Raw genomic sequence first — 15,556 nt, 5'->3', positions numbered from 1 at the left:
CGCCCCGGACCGGGGCGGCGCTTGCTATTCGATCAGAAATCCAGACCGGCCTCGCGGGCGGCATCTGCCAGGGCCGCGACGCGACCATGGTACTTGTAGTGTCCTCGGTCGAACGCGACCTTCGTCACGCCGGCCTGCTTCGCCCGCTCGGCGATAAGCTGACCGATGCGGGCGGCGGCATCCTTGTTACCGTTGGCGCCGTCGCCGCGAGCGACAGGCTCGTACGTTCCCGCCGCCGCGATCGTGCGACCGCTGAGGTCGTCGACCAGTTGCACGCTGATGTGCTGCAGCGAGCGGAACACGCTCAGCCGGGGACGCTCGGGCGTCCCCTGCATGCGGTTGCGGACGCGATGACGTCGACGCGTGCGCTGGGCCGACAGGTACTTGTTCTTGTTAGCCATTTCGGGAGATCCGTTCGATCACTCAGTCGAGAGCGTGCGGGCGTCGCGAGAAGATTGCCGCGACTACTTCTTGGCCGCCTTACCAGGCTTGAGCTTGATGAACTCGCCCGAGTAGCGGATACCCTTGCCCTTGTACGGCTCGGGCTTCTTCGCGGCCCGCAGTTCGGCGGCGAACTGGCCGACCTTCTGCTTGTCCGCGCCGAAGATCAGGATCTCCGTCGGCGTGGGGACGGTGACCTTCAGATCATCGGGGATGGTCTTGACGATCTCGTTCTTATACCCGACGCGAAGCTTGATGGTCTTGCCGGCGAGCTGGGCCAGATAGCCGACGCCGACGACTTCCATTTTTTTCTGGTAGCCGGTCTTCGCGCCCGTGATCATGTTGGCGATCAGCGCGCGGGTCAGACCGTGGTTCGCCCGCGACGCACGTTCGTCGTCCGAGCGGGAGACCGTCACGCCCGGCTTGTTGCCGAGCTCTTCGACGTCCTGCACGGCGACGTTGACGTTGTCGGGATGCTCCCAGGTGAGCTTGCCGACCGGCCCTTCGACCGAGACGACACGATCCTTGACGTCGATCTTGACGCCATCGAGGATCGGGATGGGCTTGACGCCGATTCGAGACATGACTCGCTCCTGAACCGGCCTCCCGTTTCGCGGCGAATCTGTTCGCTACGCGACTTGGAGACCGAACCCGAGTAACCCGGGATCAATAGATTTCGCAGATAACTTCGCCGCCGACGCCCTTGGATCGCGCTTCGCGATCGCTGAGCATGCCGGCGCTGGTGCTGACGACGTAGATGCCCATCCCGCCGAGCACGGGGCGCAGGTCGCTCGCTCCGGCGTAAACGCGGCGTCCGGGGCGGCTGATGCGGCGGATGCGTTGAACCACGCGTTCGCCGTTCGGACCGTACTTCAGTTCGAGTCGCAGCGTTCCGACCGGCTTGTCTTCGGTTTCGGAGTAGTCCCAGATGTAGCCCTCGCGCTTGAGGACTTCCGCGACCATTCGCTTCGACTTCGAGGTGGGCATGTCCACGAATCCGCGTTCGACGCGAACGGCGTTGCGAATCCGGGTAAGCATGTCCGCGATGGGATCAGTCAACATGGCAGGTCTCGTGGTTCGCCTGGGCGGCGACGTTGTTTCACTCGGCGTCAGGCGACGTCAGTTTGAACGGATGCGGTACGTCAGGCGACCTTGTCCTTGCGGCGGAACGGCATGCCGAACTGCTCAAGCAGGAACTTGGCTTCTTCGTTGGTCCGGGCCGACGTGACGACGCAGATATTCATGCCCTGCGGGCGAAGGAACTTGTCCGGGTTGACCTCGGGAAACACGAGCTGCTCGGTAAGGCCGAAGCTGTAGTTCCCGTTGCCGTCGAACGCCTTCTCGTTGATGCCCCGAAAGTCGCGAACTCGCGGCAGGGCCAGGTTGACAAGGCGGTCGAGGAATTCGTACATCCGGTCGCGACGCAGCGTCACCATGGCGCCGATCGCGAGGCCCTCGCGGAGCTTGAAGTTGGCGATCGACTTGCGAGCGCGGGTCGTGACCGCACGCTGCCCGGCCAGGGCCGTCATCGATTCGACCGCTTCTTCCACGTGCTTCTTCTCGGTGATGCCCGAGCCGACGCCCATGTTGATCACGATCTTTTCCAGACGCGGGATCTGATGGACGTTGATGTAGCCGAACTTCTTGCGAAGCTCTTCGCGGATCTCGTTCTCGTAGCGCTCTTGCAGACGGGGCTTCATGGAAGGCGACGCTTTCGGACTGGCTATCGACGATCGTCGCTCGAAAGGACGAGGTTCGACGTACAGGCCTGCGGATTCTAAGGACAGGATCGCCGACGCGGTCGCCGGCGAGATATCTCAGTTACCGACGGGCGGCGAGCGAAGCCCGCAATCCGCAGGAACTCAGACCACGGGAATCAGACGACCTCGGTCGCCTGGTTGACGATCTTCATGTAGTTCTTGTCGCGCAGTTCGCGGGCGACCGCCCCGAAGATACGCGTGCCGCGAGGGTTGCCGTCCTTGTCGACGAGCACCACCGCGTTCTTATCGAACCGGACGTAGCTGCCGTCCTTGCGACGGGTCGGCTTCCGAACGCGAACGATCACCGCCCGGACGACCGCCTTCTTCTTGACGTCGCTGTCGGGCGAAACTCGCTTGACGCTGCAGATGATCGTGTCGCCGAGGCCCGCCACGCGGCGCTTCGAGCCGCCGAGGACCTTGATGCACATCACTTCCTTGGCGCCGGTGTTGTCGGCAACTTCGAGTCGCGTTTCCTGCTGAATCATCGATCGAATCCTGGGTCGCCGCGACTCTCGCCCCAAACTCGCGATGAAACCGCGGAGAGGGCGATGCGTTCAGTTCGTATGTCAGTGATGCCCGATCGGGTCGCTCAGGACGGCTGAGACTCCAGTGGAGACACGCCGTCGATCGCTCCGACAGAGCGGGAAAGGCCGGCGGAGACTTGGGTTCCGGGGCCGATCGGAAAAACCAGAAGTGTGTCGCTCCCGAGCGACTTCGTCAAGCGGCTGGCGCTCTCGGGAAGCGAAACTGCCGTCGAAAGATCCGACGGCAGCGTCAGTCGCCGCCGCAGCTCGCCCGAAAGCGACTGCGGCTCTATTCAGTAGTGAGTTCAGCTCGACGCTTCGCCTGAAACCTCGGCGCCGGCGACGGCTTCTTCGAGCGAGATCTCGCCCCGCTTGAGCGCCGCGACGTCGACCGCGCGGCTCTTCTCCAGAACGCGGAGCAGTTCCCAGCGCTTCAGCGCCGAGCGCGGCCGCGATTCCTGGATCTCGACCGTGTCGCCCAGGGCCGATTCGTTGTTCTCGTCGTGGACGTAGCACTTCGTGCGATGACGCACGAACTTGCCGTATCGCGGATCGCGGTACTTCGAGCGGATCTCGACGACGCGCGTCTTCGCGTTTTTGTCGCTGACGACGATTCCGGAAATGATCTTCTTGGGCATCGGTCTGGTCGCTAGTTCTTGAGGCGACTTACGCCTGCGGTTGCGTCATCTCGCGTTGACGCTGAATGGTCTTGATCTGGGCGATGAGCCGACGATTGCGCCGGATCTCGCTGGGTGCGTCGAGCTTCTCGGTGTTCGACTGCACCTTCAGGCGAAAGAGCGTATCGGCGGCGTCCTTGAGCGTCAGCCCGAGGTGCTCGTCGCTCATCTCGCGAAGTTCTTTGACGGTAGTCATGACGATCTCTTATCGAATCTCTCGACGGTTTCGAGCGACGGCCGAAGCCGGTCGCGTCAGCCCACCTGGCCGAGTTCGCGGGAAACGAATCGAACGCGGACGGGCATCTTGTGCGCAAGACGGGCCAGGCAGATCCGGGCCTGCTGTTCGGTGACGCCGCCCACTTCGTAGAGGACGGTGCCGGGCTTGACGACCGCGACCCAGTGAGCCGGTTCGCCCTTACCCTTACCCATTCGCGTTTCGAGCGGACGGGCGGTGATGGACTTGTGCGGGAAGATGCGGATGTAGAGGCGACCGATGCCGCGGATGTACTGCTGACCCGCGATACGACCCGCCTCGATCGTCTCCGCCTTGATGTATCCCGCCTGAAGCGCCTGCAAGCCGTACTCGCCGAACGACACGCGGTTACCGCGCGTCGCGTTACCTCTTATACGACCTCTTTGGCTTTTTCGGTGCTTCACTCGCTTGGGCATCAGGGCCATCGGTACCACCTTCTCCTTCGTACAGTCCTTGATAGACCCAGACCTGAACGCCGATGTGCCCCACGGCGGTCCACGCCTCGGTGAACCCGTAGTCGATCTTGGCGCGTAGCGTGCTGAGCGGAACGGATCCGGCTACTTGTTTCTCGCGGCGGGACATTTCAGAGCCGCCGAGCCGACCGGCGACCTGGATCTTCACGCCCTTGGCGCCGGCGCCCATCGTCTGCTCGATGGCTCGCTTCAGCGTGCGGCGAAAGTTCGCCCGCTTCGCCAACTGCTGCGCGACGTCTTCGGCGACGAGCTGCGCGTGAATCTCAGGTCGTCCGATCTCTTCGATCTTGAGGTTGACGCGGCGACCGATCAGGTTCTGCAGATCTTCCTGCAGAACGTCGGCCTCCTGGCCCTTCTTGCCGATGATCAGACCGGGACGCGCGACGAAGAGGATCACCTTGACCTCGTCGCGGGTCCGCTCGATCTCGATCCGGTCGATCCCGGCGTTCCGGTACTGCGTCTTCTTGGGATGATTCTTGACGAAGTCGCGAATCTTCTTGTCCTCCAGAAGAAGGCCAGCGAACTCCTTTTTCGGCGCGTACCAACGGCTCTTCCAGTCCTGCATGATGCCGGTACGGAAGCCGATCGGATTGACTTTCTGACCCATAAATTCGCCTCGGCGGTTCGCCTCGGTCGCCTCCGCAGTTCGCGGCGGACGACGCCGTTCTTATCGAACGGCCGTAAATGACTTGTCTCGAAATGTGCCGTTTAGACTTCGCCCGCGTTCGCCAGTTCGACGTGGATGTGGGCCGAACGGCGGAGGATGCCGAACGACTGACCGCGTCCGCCAGGGCGAACCCGCTTGAACATCGGAGCGCCGTCGACCTTCGCGACGCTCACGAACAGTCCGGCGACGTCGACCGTCTCGCGGTTCTGATCGGGATCCTGCGCGTTGCCCAAGGCGCTGCGGAGAACCTTCTCCAGCAGGTAGGCCCCGCGCTGCGGCTGATACTTGAGCAGCGAGAGCGCTTCGTCGACCTGCTTGCCGCGGATCATATCCGCGAGCGGACGAACTTTCCGCGCGCTGATGCGGGCGAAACGATGGGTCGCTTTGAATGCCATGGACGTCTTCTCCTCGATCCGACAGCCGCAGGAGCCGCGTCGGTCGTCCGGGTATCGCCCCGGCGCTCAGTCTCGATTGTTTCGATTGCGCGTTTCGATCGCGACGGGAAAACCGACGCTCCGTCGCAGCGCGGAGGATTACTTCTTCTTGCTGCCGCCGTGACCGCGGAAGGTCCGCGTCGGGGAGAATTCCCCGAGCTTGTGACCGACCATGTCCTCGGTGACGTAGACCTTCAGGTGCTGACGACCGTTGTGAACCATGAACGTATGGCCCACGAAGTCGGGCACGATCGTGCTCGAACGAGCCCAGGTCGTGACAGGCTCCTTGGTGCCGTTCTCTTCCTGCTTCTGAATCTTGAGAAGCAGTTTGAGATCGACGAACGGACCCTTCTTTTGGGATCTTCCCATGGCTCTGAAACGACTCTGAGGGAACTCTGGTATTCGGGGCCGATCAGAACGGACGGCAAAGCGCCGTCCGACGATCGATTTGTTCGCTGCGGCTGACGTCGTAGCGGTTTATTTGTAATGCAGCTTGAGCTGCCCGTACCGACGCGACCAGCGACGACGGACGATCGCAGAATTCGACGGCTTGCGGGGGCTGCGGGTCGAACCGCCCTTGGCCGACTTGCCGGTCGGGCTGACCGGATGACGACCGCCCTTGGTGCGGCCTTCGCCACCGCCGTGCGGATGGTCGACCGGGTTCATCGCCGTACCGCGAACGTGCGGGCGACGACCCAGCCATCGGGTGCGACCGGCCTTGCCGAGCCGAACCTTGCTGTGATCGGAGTTGCTCACCTTGCCCATGACGGCGCGGCAAGCGGAGGGAATACGGCGAATTTCGCCGCTGGGGAGCGTGATCTGGGCCCAGTCGGCCTCGCGAGCGGTGAGCGTCGCGTTCGTTCCGGCGCTGCGGCACAGAACGCCGCCGCGGCCCAGGTTCATCTCGATGTTGTGGATCGCCGACCCGAGGGGAATCAGCTTCATCGGCAGACAGTTGCCGACGTTCGGCGCCGCGCGGTCGCCGCTCTCGACAGTCGCGCCCTGGAAGAGCGCGTCCGGGGCGATGATATAACGCTTCTCGCCGTCCGCGTAGTACAGCAGTGCGATACGGGCGCTGCGGTTCGGATCGTACTGGATCGAGTGAACCTTGGCCGGAACGCCGTCCTTGTTCCGCTTGAAGTCGATCAGGCGGTACATCCGCTTGTGACCGCCGCCGCGATGCCGGGCAGTGATCTTGCCCTGGTTATTGCGACCGCCCGTTTTCTTGATCGGGCGCAGCAGGCTCTTTTCCGGCACGGCGCCCGGCGTCAGCTCTTTGAAGTCGCTGACGCTCGCGCCGCGGCGGCCCGCGGAAGTCGGACGATAATATCGAATGCCCATGACGAACTCGCGTTGACTTCGGCCATCCCGCAGGGGCGGGACGTCTGGCGTAAGGACGCCTGCTGAATACGAACGAATCGAAGCGCGACGGCTCCGAGCCGGACCAGGCGGTGTCGCCCGAATCCCGCTCGACCTGCCGAGGCCGACGACTAGTAGAAGTTGATCTTGTCTTCGGAATGGAGGGTGACGATCGCCTTCCTCCAGTCCGCGGTATGCGTGATCTGATAGCGGAAGCGACGCGGCTTGCCCTTGCGGGTCTGCGTGCGGACGCTTTCGACGCGAACGTTGAAGAGGGACTCGATCGCCGTCTTCACGTCCCGCTTGGTAGCGAGCGAGTGAATCTCGAACGAGTACTGGTTATAGCGCTCCGACCGGTGAATGCCCTTCTCGGTGACGAGCGGGCGGAGAATCACCTGATGCGGCTCGAGCTGCAGGCTGGTGTTTAGGGCGTTACCCGACATGGCGAACTTTCAGACGCTCAACGCGGCGCTGTACGGGGCGGCAGTTACGACGTGACGATCACGCCGAGGCGGCGGTGGAGCGTTCCTTGAGTTGATCGAGAGCTTCCTTCGCGATCACGACGACGCGCGGGCGAAGGAGCGACAAGGCGTTGAAGTCCGACGCAGGCGAAACTTCGCATCCGGCGATGTTGCGGGCGCTGCGGTAGACGTTCGGATCGTGGCTGGCGGTGCCGAGGAGCGTCCTTTGACCGTAGACGCCCATCGCCTGGAACAGGCCGGCGATCGTCTTGGTCTTCGGGGCGTCCATCGCGAGGCCGTCGACCACGCGAACCTGACCTTTCGCGATCCGCGAAGCCAGCGCCATGCGAGTGGCCAGGCGAATCGCCTTCTTGTTCATGCGATAGCTGTGGTCGGTCGGACGGACCGGATGGATATCGCCGCCCCCGCGTCGATGACCGGCTTTCTTCGAGCCGGCTCGTGCGCGCCCCGTACCCTTCTGCTTGTAGAGCTTCCGGGTGGCGCCGCGAACTTCGCCGCGATCCTTGGACCTCTTCGTCCCCATCCGCAGATTCGCCTGGTACATGACGACCGCGTCATGCAGCAGTTGGCGATTGATCGACGGGGCGAGCGAGTCCGGATCGAACTCGTACGTCCCGGTCTGCGTGCCGGCGAGATTGTAAAGCGGAAGGGAGGCCATCTTCGTAGTTCCAGGGCGCCGGGCGATTCCGATCAGAGACCGATGCGAATGCCGCAGGCTCGATTACTTCTTGTTCGATTCGCGGATGACGACATATCCGCCGTTGGGACCCGGAATGGCGCCGCGGATGATCAGGAGATTGTTCTCCGTGTCGATCGCGTGGACCTTCAGGTTGCGAGTGGTGACCGTCGCGTTGCCGTACTGCCCCGCCATCCGCTTCCCCTTGAAGGTGCGGCTGGGGAAGGCGCTCATGCCGGTGCCGCCGATCGCTCGGTGACACTTCTTGACGCCGTGCGTGGCTCGCTGACCGCCGAAGCCGTGACGACGCATGGCGCCGGAGAACCCGCGACCCTTGCTCGTTCCGGTGACGTCGATCGCGGCGCCTTCGACGAAGACATCCGCCTTCAGTTCTTGACCGACCGTCCATTCGGACGAGCCGCGGATCTCGCGAATGAACTTCTTCGGCTCGCACTCCGCCTTGGGAGCCAGCTCGACGCCGGCGGCCTGACGCTTCTTGGAACGCTTGCTTTCGATCTTCGACGAAACGTGACCCCGCTCCGAGCGACGGGCCTTGCTGCCGCGAAGACGAGCGCCGGTCGGGCGCCTCTTGTCTCCGAAGCCGATCTGCACCGCGTCGTAACCATCTCGCTCCAGGGTGCGAACCTGAAGGACGTGGCACGGACCCGCTTCCACGACGGTGACCGGCACGACGTCGCCCGATTCGGCGACGAAGAGCTGGGTCATTCCGACCTTTTTACCGAGGATGCCGATGGCCATGGAACGGAAACCCTGATCTCGAAACTTGTATCTGACGGAAAGAGAAGGCGAACGCCCGAATCGTATCGAACGATCGCCCCTCAAGGCCCCTGCGAGCGACGACCGGACGAACCGGACAGCCGCTGCGAGCGGGGCTCGCTATCGACCTGCTTCGCTCAGCGAGAGGAGGCCTTGATCTTGATCTCGACGCCTGCCGGCAGGCTCAACTTGTTCAGCGCGTCGATCGTCTTCGGCGTCGCGTCGACGATATCGATCAGGCGCTTATGGGTTCGGATTTCGAATTGCTGCCGGGCCTTCTTGTCCACGTGCGGACTGGAGTTGACCGTATAGCGCTCGATCCGCGTCGGAAGCGGAATCGGGCCATGCACGGTCGAGTGCGTACGCTTCGCAGTGTCCACGATCTCGGACGCGCTCTGGTCGAGAATGCTGTGGTCGTACGCCTCCATCCGGATGCGAATGACGTCTTGCTGCTTTCCCGCCATCGAGGGCTCCAGGCGATGCCTTGCCGAAGCGACTTAACGCCCGGGGGCGGTTTGTCGAGGCAGGCGATAACTGTCGTGGGTCAAAGGGCTTAGGAGGCTTGGACGCCGCTTCTGAGCCCGATAGGAAAGCAGGTGAGTTTAAGGGTCGCCTACTGAGGCGTCAATGGCCGCGTTAAGTTTCGGCACGAAAGATTTCGCCTGAGCTTATACTGGCCCCTCGAACGCCTCCGGCACGCTGCCAAACCTCGTTCGGAACGCAGTTTAACGAGTCTTGGGCGGACGCCGCTTCGCGTACCGCAGCGCCGTTTTCGAACGAGATCGCCAGATTCGAACCAAGGCCCCGGCGGGTCTCGGCGCTCTTTTTCCTGGCCCTGAAGCTCCGCGAACTGGCTCGTGACGAGCGCTATTTGCCACGGGGACCGAGTTCATCGGTCGCCCGCTCGTCCCGATGCCGGGTGGCTACGATCGCCTCGAAAGCAGGGCGACTCGCGGAGCTGCGAAGTTCGCTCGGAGGCGCGAAAGCGCTAGCAAGCCAGCGTGGATCGGATCGAGTCGCGCGGACATCGATCCAAAGCGGTCTGCGTCCGTGCCGACGATCAGGTCGATTCCGCGATCAGATCCGCGGCGAGGCCGGCATGATCGAGGGCTTCGCGACAACTCGCGAAGATCGAATCGACTTCGAGCGCCGCATCGAGTTCCGCAGCCGCGAACGAGGCGGTGATGCGAAGCGGAACGCCATCGACGGTGGCGAAGGGTCGGGCATTTTCGTCGCGAATCCGCGAGACGATCGAATCGGCGTCGCCGGCGGTGGCTTCAGGAAGAAGCGCCGCGAACATGTCCCGTCCGTAGCGGGCGATGTGATCGGTGTCGCGAACCGAAACGCGAAGCGCCTGGCTCATGAACAGCAGCGCCTGCTCCGCCGCGCGGAAGCCCCGCTTCGCGATCATCTCGTCGTAGCCGTCGATCCGCAGCAGCATCAGCGTCGCCTGTCCGGGCGTACGTCGAAGCTGTGCGTGACGCCGCTTGACGTCCGAGGTGAACGAAGCGCGGTTCGACAAACCGGTCACCGGATCCAGACCGGCCACTTCGGCCGTCGACGACGTTCGCTGCGCCCGACGATCGTAGGCCAGCGCGGCGCCTTCCTCGGTTTCCAGTCCGGCGTCCTTGAACGGCAACATGCCGGCGCCGCGACGCCAGATGCCGACGTTTCGCCCCCGGGCCTTCGCGTCGTAGAGACCTTCGTCGACGCGGCGGATCCAGGCTGCGCGATCTTCGCCCGGCAGCGCCTCCGCAAGACCGGCGCTCGCCGTGACGCGGAGTCGCTTGTCGTCGATGACGGTCGTGGTCTCGCCCACGCGGGCACGGATCGCCTCGGCGATCTCCCGCGATTCGAAGGCGGTCCTGTTCGGAAGCACGATCGCGAATTCTTCGCCGCCGTAGCGAGCGACCAGGGCATCCTTCGGCGCCGCCTCGGTCAGCGCTTTCGCGACCTCGCGAAGAACGGCGTCGCCCGCCAGATGGCCATGCGCGTCGTTGACTCGCTTGAAGTGATCGACGTCCAGCAGCATCAGGGAAGTCGTCTCGCCGCGGTCTTTCACGGCGACGAGCCGTTCGTCCAGGTAATCATCCAGCGCGCCGCGGTTCCGCAGCAGGGTCAGGGCGTCGGTGCGTGCGGCGATCGCCTGCTCGCGCATCATCCGGGCCTGATCTTCCAGACGAGCTTCCGCTTCTTGCAACTTGCGACGCATCGCATCGCTGGCTTCGACGATCTGTCGCACGCACAGGGCAATATCGGATTCGTCAGGCGAGGGAAGCGCTTCCAGATCCTCCGCCAGGAGTCGCACTTGCGTTTCGTGCTCCCGCACGTCCAGCGAGAGCTTCGTCGCGATCTCGTGCAGGACCGCGAGCGATTCGCGATCGAGGCCCTTCCCCCGGTTCGGACGGGAAATGAAGCGCCCGCACAGAACGCCGAAGGCGAACAGAGCGACGGCGCCGAAGAGCGATAGGATCAGGAGCGTCATAGGTCGGTAACCGAAGGGGCAGACAACGGTTTGCCGAAACTTAGATCGCCGTTTAGCGCCCCCCCTCGGATAGCGGAGAATTCACTCATTTTTACCCCCCCGGAGAGGCGTCGCCGGCTCTCGACGGCTCGCTCCATTCCGGCTCGCCCGCATGATCCTCGCGACCAGCATCTTCGCGAGGGCATTCGACGCTCCCGGGGCGCTCACCGCATGCGAACCAGTTCATCCTTCGCGAGCCAGTAGATCTCGCCCGCCTCGACCAGTTCGGGCGGCAGGGCGTTGCGAAACCTCGTCTGCTTGACTTGTTCAGGCGACGCCAGCAGCGTCGATCGCCAGTCGGCAGGAAGCTGCGGTTCGGTCAGGTCGAGCGAGTTTCCGATCCGGTACAGCAGATCGGGCCGGACCTTCGCCGTGACGTGGCGATCGGCTTCGTTCATGCGGGTTCGCAGTTCCGAATCGGCGTCGGCGAACTGCCGCGCCGCACGCCAGGCCTGCTGATCTCCTTCCAGATAGAGGGCGATCTGAAAACGCCCGCTGCCTGCGGAGAAGACTTCGGTCTTCGATTCGAACGGCGCCGAGGGAAATCCGCTCTCGCGCAGCGCCCGCGCTTCGCAGGCGACGTACAGGACGTCCCCGCGCCACGACGTCGGCACGCGCACGATCGCGGAGAGTTCATGCGCCCCCTGAACGGTCGTCGCCGCCGTCGGACGAAGCTTGAAGTAGACGCCCTGTCCGCGACGAAGCGTCCCCGCGGCGGTGACGATTTCCTTCGCCGGGATCTCCTGGTACTTCACGGTTTTCGCGTTCTTCTGGGCCGCGTCGGCGGAGCCGGTCGCCTTCACGTTCGCCTCGGCGCCGCTGACGGTCAGTCCGGCTCCTCGCGACGATTCGGCGATCTGCTGCACCTCGACGGCGCCGGCGTAGCGATCGGTCAGCGCCGTCTTGGGCGAGTAGTCGACGACCTGGGCGTGCGGCGTTTCCAGGTGAAGTTCGGCCTGAATCTCCGTCAGCTCGCTCTCGTTCCCGCTCAGGAAGACCGACAGCGGAAAACGGACCTCGATCCACCGCTCGTTCGGATTGGTCGCCGCGAACTCCTCCGGCGTGACGTCCCGGCTGCTCGCCAGCGGCGGAAGGTCGAACGAAACCCGCGGCGGCGCTGCGCCAGCGACTGCCGCGACAGCGCCGGAAACTCCCAGAATCAGCGAAACGATCGCTCCCTGCCGAAGCATCTCTGCATCCTCCGTGTGGAAAGCCCTCGCGGGTCTCCGCGATCAGTCTCTCTACGAACCGCCCGACCGGAACGTTCGGAAAGGTCGGATAATCGGCGCCGGACGTCGCGGCTTCAGAACGCGGCGAAGTCGAAGTAGTTCGCGGGACGAAGCGCCTCGGAGCCGTAGTTCTTCTCCATCAGAATCTGCCGAATGGGCCGCCCGGAACCGGGAGATCGCCAGCGATCGCCGGCGTGCATCACGACCAGGTCGTCGCGTCGGTAGGGCGAACGTTCCAGCGCCGACCAGGCACGGTCGCCCGGCATCGAATTCGATAGCTCCAGCAGCCGCAGCTCCGCCAGGCCGGGCCAATCCGCCATTCGCATCAACGCGCCGTCGGTGACCTCCGCGAAGGGGAAGCCCAGGCATCGAAGGTCGGCGGGAATCCAGTTCTCCAGCATTCCGAGCGGCCCGTACAGCGGAACGAAACTGGAGGCGATGACGAGCGATCGCAGCGAACTCGAATTCAGGAACGTGTAGAGCGGCGACCAGTCGTTGATCTCCGGACCGTCGATCGCGAGCGCCTTTAGATCGGACGCGAGTTCGGCGAAACGCTGCGCCCGGTCCGTGTTTTCGAAGGGTGCGAAGTCGGAGTCGAGATCGGCGACGTGATGCGGAATCGCGAGTCGTTCGATCCCGCGCCACGTCTCCGGTTCATGCTCCATGAGGTCGAGACCGCCCATCGAGCGCGGCATCTCGCCGGCCAGGATGCCCCGCAGCGGAATCATCCCCCGGAGCGCCTCGCCCCACTCGAACAGGTTCCGCGAACTGATGCCGACGTTCTCGATGAAGCCGCCCGCGTAGCGGTGTCGGACGACGATCCGCCGCAGGGGTTCAGGCAACTCGCCATGCGTCGGCAGCACGACCCGTCGAACGCGGCGGAGCGCTTCGCCCAGTTCCGGATCGTCGTTGACGAAGGGAAGGGCCGCCTTCCAGTTCGCGAAGGCGAAGCCCCAGCCCAGGCGCTCGATCGCCTGTTCGATCAGGTTCGAGTCCCGCAGGAACTCGGCGCGCGGGTCGCCCTGTTCGTCGAGCCAGTCGGCGAAGACGAGCCGGGGCTCGATCTCTGCCGGCGACGCACAGACGGCCTCGACGAAAGGAAGCTCTTCGGCAGTCGGATCCTCGAACATGCTTGATGAATTCGAATTCCGAACCGGTTCGCCAGCGTTCCCTGGCTGGCTTGCCCAGCCGTGCCGAAGCGGCGAATCGACTCTGCCTCGTCAGCATGCCTCTCGCTGAACGAGGCCGCATCCTAAATTCGCACGGCTGGACAAGCCAGCCAGGGCACACGAAGGCATGAACGAGCGCGCGACGCAGCCGACGATCGTTCGGCTACTCCGCCGATTCTACGACCGCCTTGAGCAGAATCGCGGCGTGACCGGGAAGCGTCCAGTCGAACGCATCCAGCAGCGCCGAACCCGATCCGCCGTACCGGGCGTCGTCGCTGGAAAAGAGCGCCTCCCACCGCCGATCGCGGGGAGGAGCGAGCAACGGTTCCGCCGCGGGTCGCCAGGCATAGTCCCGCGTCAGGTTCACCAGCAGCAGCCGGTCCTCGCCCGCCGGATCGAGCCACCTCAGCAGAAACCGGTCGTCGCTGATGACCGTGCCGTGCAACTGCGTCTTGTCCTGCCGGCGAATGGTGGCGTCTTCTCGACGGATTCGCAGCAGATCCCGATGGAGCGCGAGCGCCTCGCGATTTCGTTCGCGTTCGCTCCAGTCGAGTCGGGAGGCGTGGAACGACGCCCGATCCGCAGGATCCGCCAGAGCGAGCGAGGACGCGGCGATGCCGCCCGCCACCCGCGGAAACAGTCGCAGGTATTCCCACCGCCCCTCGCGGACGAGCTTCGCCAGATCGACCTCATGATCGGCGAAGTAGAGGAACGGCGCCGACGCGCCGAATTCCTGACCCATGAACAGCATCGGCGTGCCCGGCGCGAGCAGCAGCAACGTCGTGAGCGCCCGCCAGTTTCCGGGCGACATCATCCGCGAGACGCGATCGCCATGCGCGGAATTCGCGATCTGGTCGTGGTTCATCAAAAAGTTGACCAGCCTCGCCGCGGGCGTGTCGAGCGCCGGCGTGCCGCGTCGATGCTTCATCCGCGGAACGTGCTGACCCTGATAGAGAAAGCCCCACTTCGTCGCTGCCAGGATCTCGCTCGCCGTCCCTGCGTAGTCCGCGTAGTAGAACTCCGCGTGGCCCGTCGACGCGACGCGGCAGGCATGGTGGAAGTCGTCGTTCCACATGCCGTCCAGGCCGAAGCCTCCATTCTCGACCGGCGCCACGTGCTGCACGTCCTGCGCATGGTTCTCCGCGAAGATCAGGATCGAGCGTTCGCCTGCGGCTTTTCGCGCGGCGACTGAAAGTTCGGCCAGCAGATGCCGCGGCGAATCGTCGAAGATGGCCTGCGTGGCGTCGAGCCGCAGTCCGTCAAGGTGGAACTCCTCGATCCAGTAGGCCGCGTTCGCGACGGCGAACTCCCGCACCGCCTCCGCCTGCGGACCGTCGTAGTTGATCGCGTCGCCCCAGTCGGTCTTGTGCCGGTCCGAGGCGAACTCTTTCGCGAACGAGCCGGAGTAGTTTCCCGCCGGGCCGAAGTGGTTGTACACGACGTCGAGCAGCACCCCGATTCCAAGCGCATGGGCCGCTGCGACGAACGCGCGGAAGTCGTCGGGCGTGCCGTACAGCCGCGTCGGCGCGTACCAGAAGACGCCGTCATAGCCCCAGCCGAACTCGCCCGGGAATTCCGCAACCGGCATGACCTCGACCGCGGTCACGCCGACGTCGCGCAGCAGGGGCAGCTTCTTCGCCGCGGCCTGCCAGGTTCCTTCCGGCGTGAAGCATCCGATGTGCAGTTCGTACAGAACCTGCCCCGCCAGTTCGAGGCCCTTCCAGCCGGCATCGTTCCAGGGATAGTCGCTCGCGACGACCTGTGACGGACCATGCACGCCGCGGGGCTGAAAACGCGACGACGGATCGGGATACTCGTACTCGACGTCGTCGAGCCGATAGCTGTAAAGCGCTCCCGCTCTCAGGCCGGGAACGAACAGGCCGAAGTAGCCCCCCTCTTCCGGCGCGAGCGGAAACCGATCGCCGGTTTCGGGAAGCGAGAGCGTGACCCGCTTCCGATGCGGCGCCCAGACGCGAAACGAGACTCCGTCGGCTTGAACTTCGGCGCCCGTCGCATGCCTACGATCCGTCATACGTTTCCCGATCCGCTCCGTCGAAAGGGTTAGTCAGCACGGCGTTCTCGTGCGTGTCGCACGGACATGCCGCGGGCGA

At 64.3% G+C, this 15,556-nt stretch carries 20 protein-coding genes; all 20 read right to left on the bottom strand.

The genetic code is table 11. The features are described from left to right. Positions 1-32: 32 nt before the first annotated feature. On the bottom strand, positions 33-401 hold the full coding sequence (gene rplR, locus SH602x_RS04250) for a 50S ribosomal protein L18 (RefSeq protein WP_479469723.1): 369 nt from the start codon (positions 399-401) through the stop codon (positions 33-35). 63 nt (positions 402-464) lie between these two features. Then, complete coding sequence (gene rplF, locus SH602x_RS04245; protein ID WP_479469724.1) at positions 465-1,025, bottom strand: 50S ribosomal protein L6; 561 nt, start codon at positions 1,023-1,025, stop codon at positions 465-467. An 82-nt stretch (positions 1,026-1,107) separates the two neighbouring features. After that, positions 1,108-1,503 (bottom strand): 30S ribosomal protein S8, encoded by a 396-nt coding sequence (rpsH, locus tag SH602x_RS04240; RefSeq protein ID WP_479469725.1) that lies wholly within the window; start codon positions 1,501-1,503, stop codon positions 1,108-1,110. A gap of 80 nt (positions 1,504-1,583) precedes the next feature. Further along, entirely contained in the window at positions 1,584-2,141 is a 558-nt protein-coding gene (gene rplE / locus SH602x_RS04235) for a 50S ribosomal protein L5 (RefSeq protein ID WP_479469726.1), read from the bottom strand. Between the two features lie 176 nt (positions 2,142-2,317). After that, positions 2,318-2,686, bottom strand: a complete 369-nt coding sequence (gene rplN / locus SH602x_RS04230; protein WP_479469727.1) for a 50S ribosomal protein L14 — start codon at positions 2,684-2,686, stop codon at positions 2,318-2,320. 344 nt (positions 2,687-3,030) lie between these two features. Continuing rightward, the gene (gene rpsQ / locus SH602x_RS04225; protein ID WP_479475615.1) at positions 3,031-3,363 is read right to left on the bottom strand and encodes a 30S ribosomal protein S17; all 333 of its coding nucleotides are present in this window, start codon (positions 3,361-3,363) and stop codon (positions 3,031-3,033) included. Between the two features lie 28 nt (positions 3,364-3,391). After that, entirely contained in the window at positions 3,392-3,598 is a 207-nt protein-coding gene (rpmC, locus tag SH602x_RS04220; RefSeq protein WP_479469729.1) for a 50S ribosomal protein L29, read from the bottom strand. A 56-nt stretch (positions 3,599-3,654) separates the two neighbouring features. Next, the gene (gene rplP, locus SH602x_RS04215; RefSeq protein ID WP_479475614.1) at positions 3,655-4,071 is read right to left on the bottom strand and encodes a 50S ribosomal protein L16; all 417 of its coding nucleotides are present in this window, start codon (positions 4,069-4,071) and stop codon (positions 3,655-3,657) included. Then, positions 4,019-4,735, bottom strand: coding sequence for a 30S ribosomal protein S3 (gene rpsC, locus SH602x_RS04210; protein WP_479469731.1), 717 nt, complete (start codon positions 4,733-4,735; stop codon positions 4,019-4,021). Before rpsC ends, rplP begins: the two co-directional genes overlap by 53 nt. 101 nt (positions 4,736-4,836) lie before the next feature. Then, positions 4,837-5,190: a 50S ribosomal protein L22 gene (rplV, locus tag SH602x_RS04205; RefSeq protein WP_479469732.1), complete on the bottom strand. Its 354-nt coding sequence runs from the start codon at positions 5,188-5,190 to the stop codon at positions 4,837-4,839. Between the two features lie 138 nt (positions 5,191-5,328). Next, complete coding sequence (gene rpsS / locus SH602x_RS04200; RefSeq protein ID WP_479469733.1) at positions 5,329-5,598, bottom strand: 30S ribosomal protein S19; 270 nt, start codon at positions 5,596-5,598, stop codon at positions 5,329-5,331. Between the two features lie 108 nt (positions 5,599-5,706). After that, positions 5,707-6,570 (bottom strand): 50S ribosomal protein L2, encoded by an 864-nt coding sequence (gene rplB / locus SH602x_RS04195; protein ID WP_479469734.1) that lies wholly within the window; start codon positions 6,568-6,570, stop codon positions 5,707-5,709. A gap of 149 nt (positions 6,571-6,719) precedes the next feature. Beyond that, positions 6,720-7,031: a 50S ribosomal protein L23 gene (rplW, locus tag SH602x_RS04190; RefSeq protein ID WP_479469735.1), complete on the bottom strand. Its 312-nt coding sequence runs from the start codon at positions 7,029-7,031 to the stop codon at positions 6,720-6,722. A 58-nt stretch (positions 7,032-7,089) separates the two neighbouring features. Next, positions 7,090-7,728 (bottom strand): 50S ribosomal protein L4, encoded by a 639-nt coding sequence (rplD, locus tag SH602x_RS04185; protein WP_479475613.1) that lies wholly within the window; start codon positions 7,726-7,728, stop codon positions 7,090-7,092. 63 nt (positions 7,729-7,791) lie between these two features. Beyond that, entirely contained in the window at positions 7,792-8,472 is a 681-nt protein-coding gene (gene rplC, locus SH602x_RS04180; protein ID WP_479477091.1) for a 50S ribosomal protein L3, read from the bottom strand. A gap of 188 nt (positions 8,473-8,660) precedes the next feature. Then, complete coding sequence (gene rpsJ, locus SH602x_RS04175) at positions 8,661-8,987, bottom strand: 30S ribosomal protein S10 (protein ID WP_479469737.1); 327 nt, start codon at positions 8,985-8,987, stop codon at positions 8,661-8,663. 596 nt (positions 8,988-9,583) lie between these two features. Further along, entirely contained in the window at positions 9,584-11,008 is a 1,425-nt protein-coding gene (locus SH602x_RS04170; RefSeq protein WP_479475612.1) for a GGDEF domain-containing protein, read from the bottom strand. A gap of 203 nt (positions 11,009-11,211) precedes the next feature. Next, a complete protein-coding gene (locus SH602x_RS04165) occupies positions 11,212-12,237 on the bottom strand; it encodes a hypothetical protein (RefSeq protein WP_479475611.1) in 1,026 nt (341 codons plus the stop codon). A 113-nt stretch (positions 12,238-12,350) separates the two neighbouring features. Further along, the gene (locus SH602x_RS04160; protein WP_479475610.1) at positions 12,351-13,406 is read right to left on the bottom strand and encodes a TIGR02996 domain-containing protein; all 1,056 of its coding nucleotides are present in this window, start codon (positions 13,404-13,406) and stop codon (positions 12,351-12,353) included. A gap of 202 nt (positions 13,407-13,608) precedes the next feature. Beyond that, positions 13,609-15,477, bottom strand: a complete 1,869-nt coding sequence (treZ, locus tag SH602x_RS04155) for a malto-oligosyltrehalose trehalohydrolase (protein ID WP_479475609.1) — start codon at positions 15,475-15,477, stop codon at positions 13,609-13,611. Between the last annotated feature and the right edge of the window lie 79 nt (positions 15,478-15,556).

The organism is Lignipirellula cremea, assembly GCF_056501455.1.
This window is presented reverse-complemented; position numbering and strand designations above follow the sequence as displayed.

Bases quoted from the DNA above. Each gene is read 5' to 3' on its own strand.
- rplR (WP_479469723.1), bottom strand. From the start codon at position 401: ATGGCTAACAAGAACAAGTACCTGTCGGCCCAGCGCACGCGTCGACGT.
- rplF (WP_479469724.1), bottom strand. From the start codon at position 1,025: ATGTCTCGAATCGGCGTCAAGCCCATCCCGATCCTCGATGGCGTCAAG.
- rpsH (WP_479469725.1), bottom strand. From the start codon at position 1,503: ATGTTGACTGATCCCATCGCGGACATGCTTACCCGGATTCGCAACGCC.
- rplE (WP_479469726.1), bottom strand. From the start codon at position 2,141: ATGAAGCCCCGTCTGCAAGAGCGCTACGAGAACGAGATCCGCGAAGAG.
- rplN (WP_479469727.1), bottom strand. From the start codon at position 2,686: ATGATTCAGCAGGAAACGCGACTCGAAGTTGCCGACAACACCGGCGCC.
- rpsQ (WP_479475615.1), bottom strand. From the start codon at position 3,363: ATGCCCAAGAAGATCATTTCCGGAATCGTCGTCAGCGACAAAAACGCG.
- rpmC (WP_479469729.1), bottom strand. From the start codon at position 3,598: ATGACTACCGTCAAAGAACTTCGCGAGATGAGCGACGAGCACCTCGGG.
- rplP (WP_479475614.1), bottom strand. From the start codon at position 4,071: ATGCCCAAGCGAGTGAAGCACCGAAAAAGCCAAAGAGGTCGTATAAGA.
- rpsC (WP_479469731.1), bottom strand. From the start codon at position 4,735: ATGGGTCAGAAAGTCAATCCGATCGGCTTCCGTACCGGCATCATGCAG.
- rplV (WP_479469732.1), bottom strand. From the start codon at position 5,190: ATGGCATTCAAAGCGACCCATCGTTTCGCCCGCATCAGCGCGCGGAAA.
- rpsS (WP_479469733.1), bottom strand. From the start codon at position 5,598: ATGGGAAGATCCCAAAAGAAGGGTCCGTTCGTCGATCTCAAACTGCTT.
- rplB (WP_479469734.1), bottom strand. From the start codon at position 6,570: ATGGGCATTCGATATTATCGTCCGACTTCCGCGGGCCGCCGCGGCGCG.
- rplW (WP_479469735.1), bottom strand. From the start codon at position 7,031: ATGTCGGGTAACGCCCTAAACACCAGCCTGCAGCTCGAGCCGCATCAG.
- rplD (WP_479475613.1), bottom strand. From the start codon at position 7,728: ATGGCCTCCCTTCCGCTTTACAATCTCGCCGGCACGCAGACCGGGACG.
- rplC (WP_479477091.1), bottom strand. From the start codon at position 8,472: ATGACCCAGCTCTTCGTCGCCGAATCGGGCGACGTCGTGCCGGTCACC.
- rpsJ (WP_479469737.1), bottom strand. From the start codon at position 8,987: ATGGCGGGAAAGCAGCAAGACGTCATTCGCATCCGGATGGAGGCGTAC.
- SH602x_RS04170 (WP_479475612.1), bottom strand. From the start codon at position 11,008: ATGACGCTCCTGATCCTATCGCTCTTCGGCGCCGTCGCTCTGTTCGCC.
- SH602x_RS04165 (WP_479475611.1), bottom strand. From the start codon at position 12,237: ATGCTTCGGCAGGGAGCGATCGTTTCGCTGATTCTGGGAGTTTCCGGC.
- SH602x_RS04160 (WP_479475610.1), bottom strand. From the start codon at position 13,406: ATGTTCGAGGATCCGACTGCCGAAGAGCTTCCTTTCGTCGAGGCCGTC.
- treZ (WP_479475609.1), bottom strand. From the start codon at position 15,477: ATGACGGATCGTAGGCATGCGACGGGCGCCGAAGTTCAAGCCGACGGA.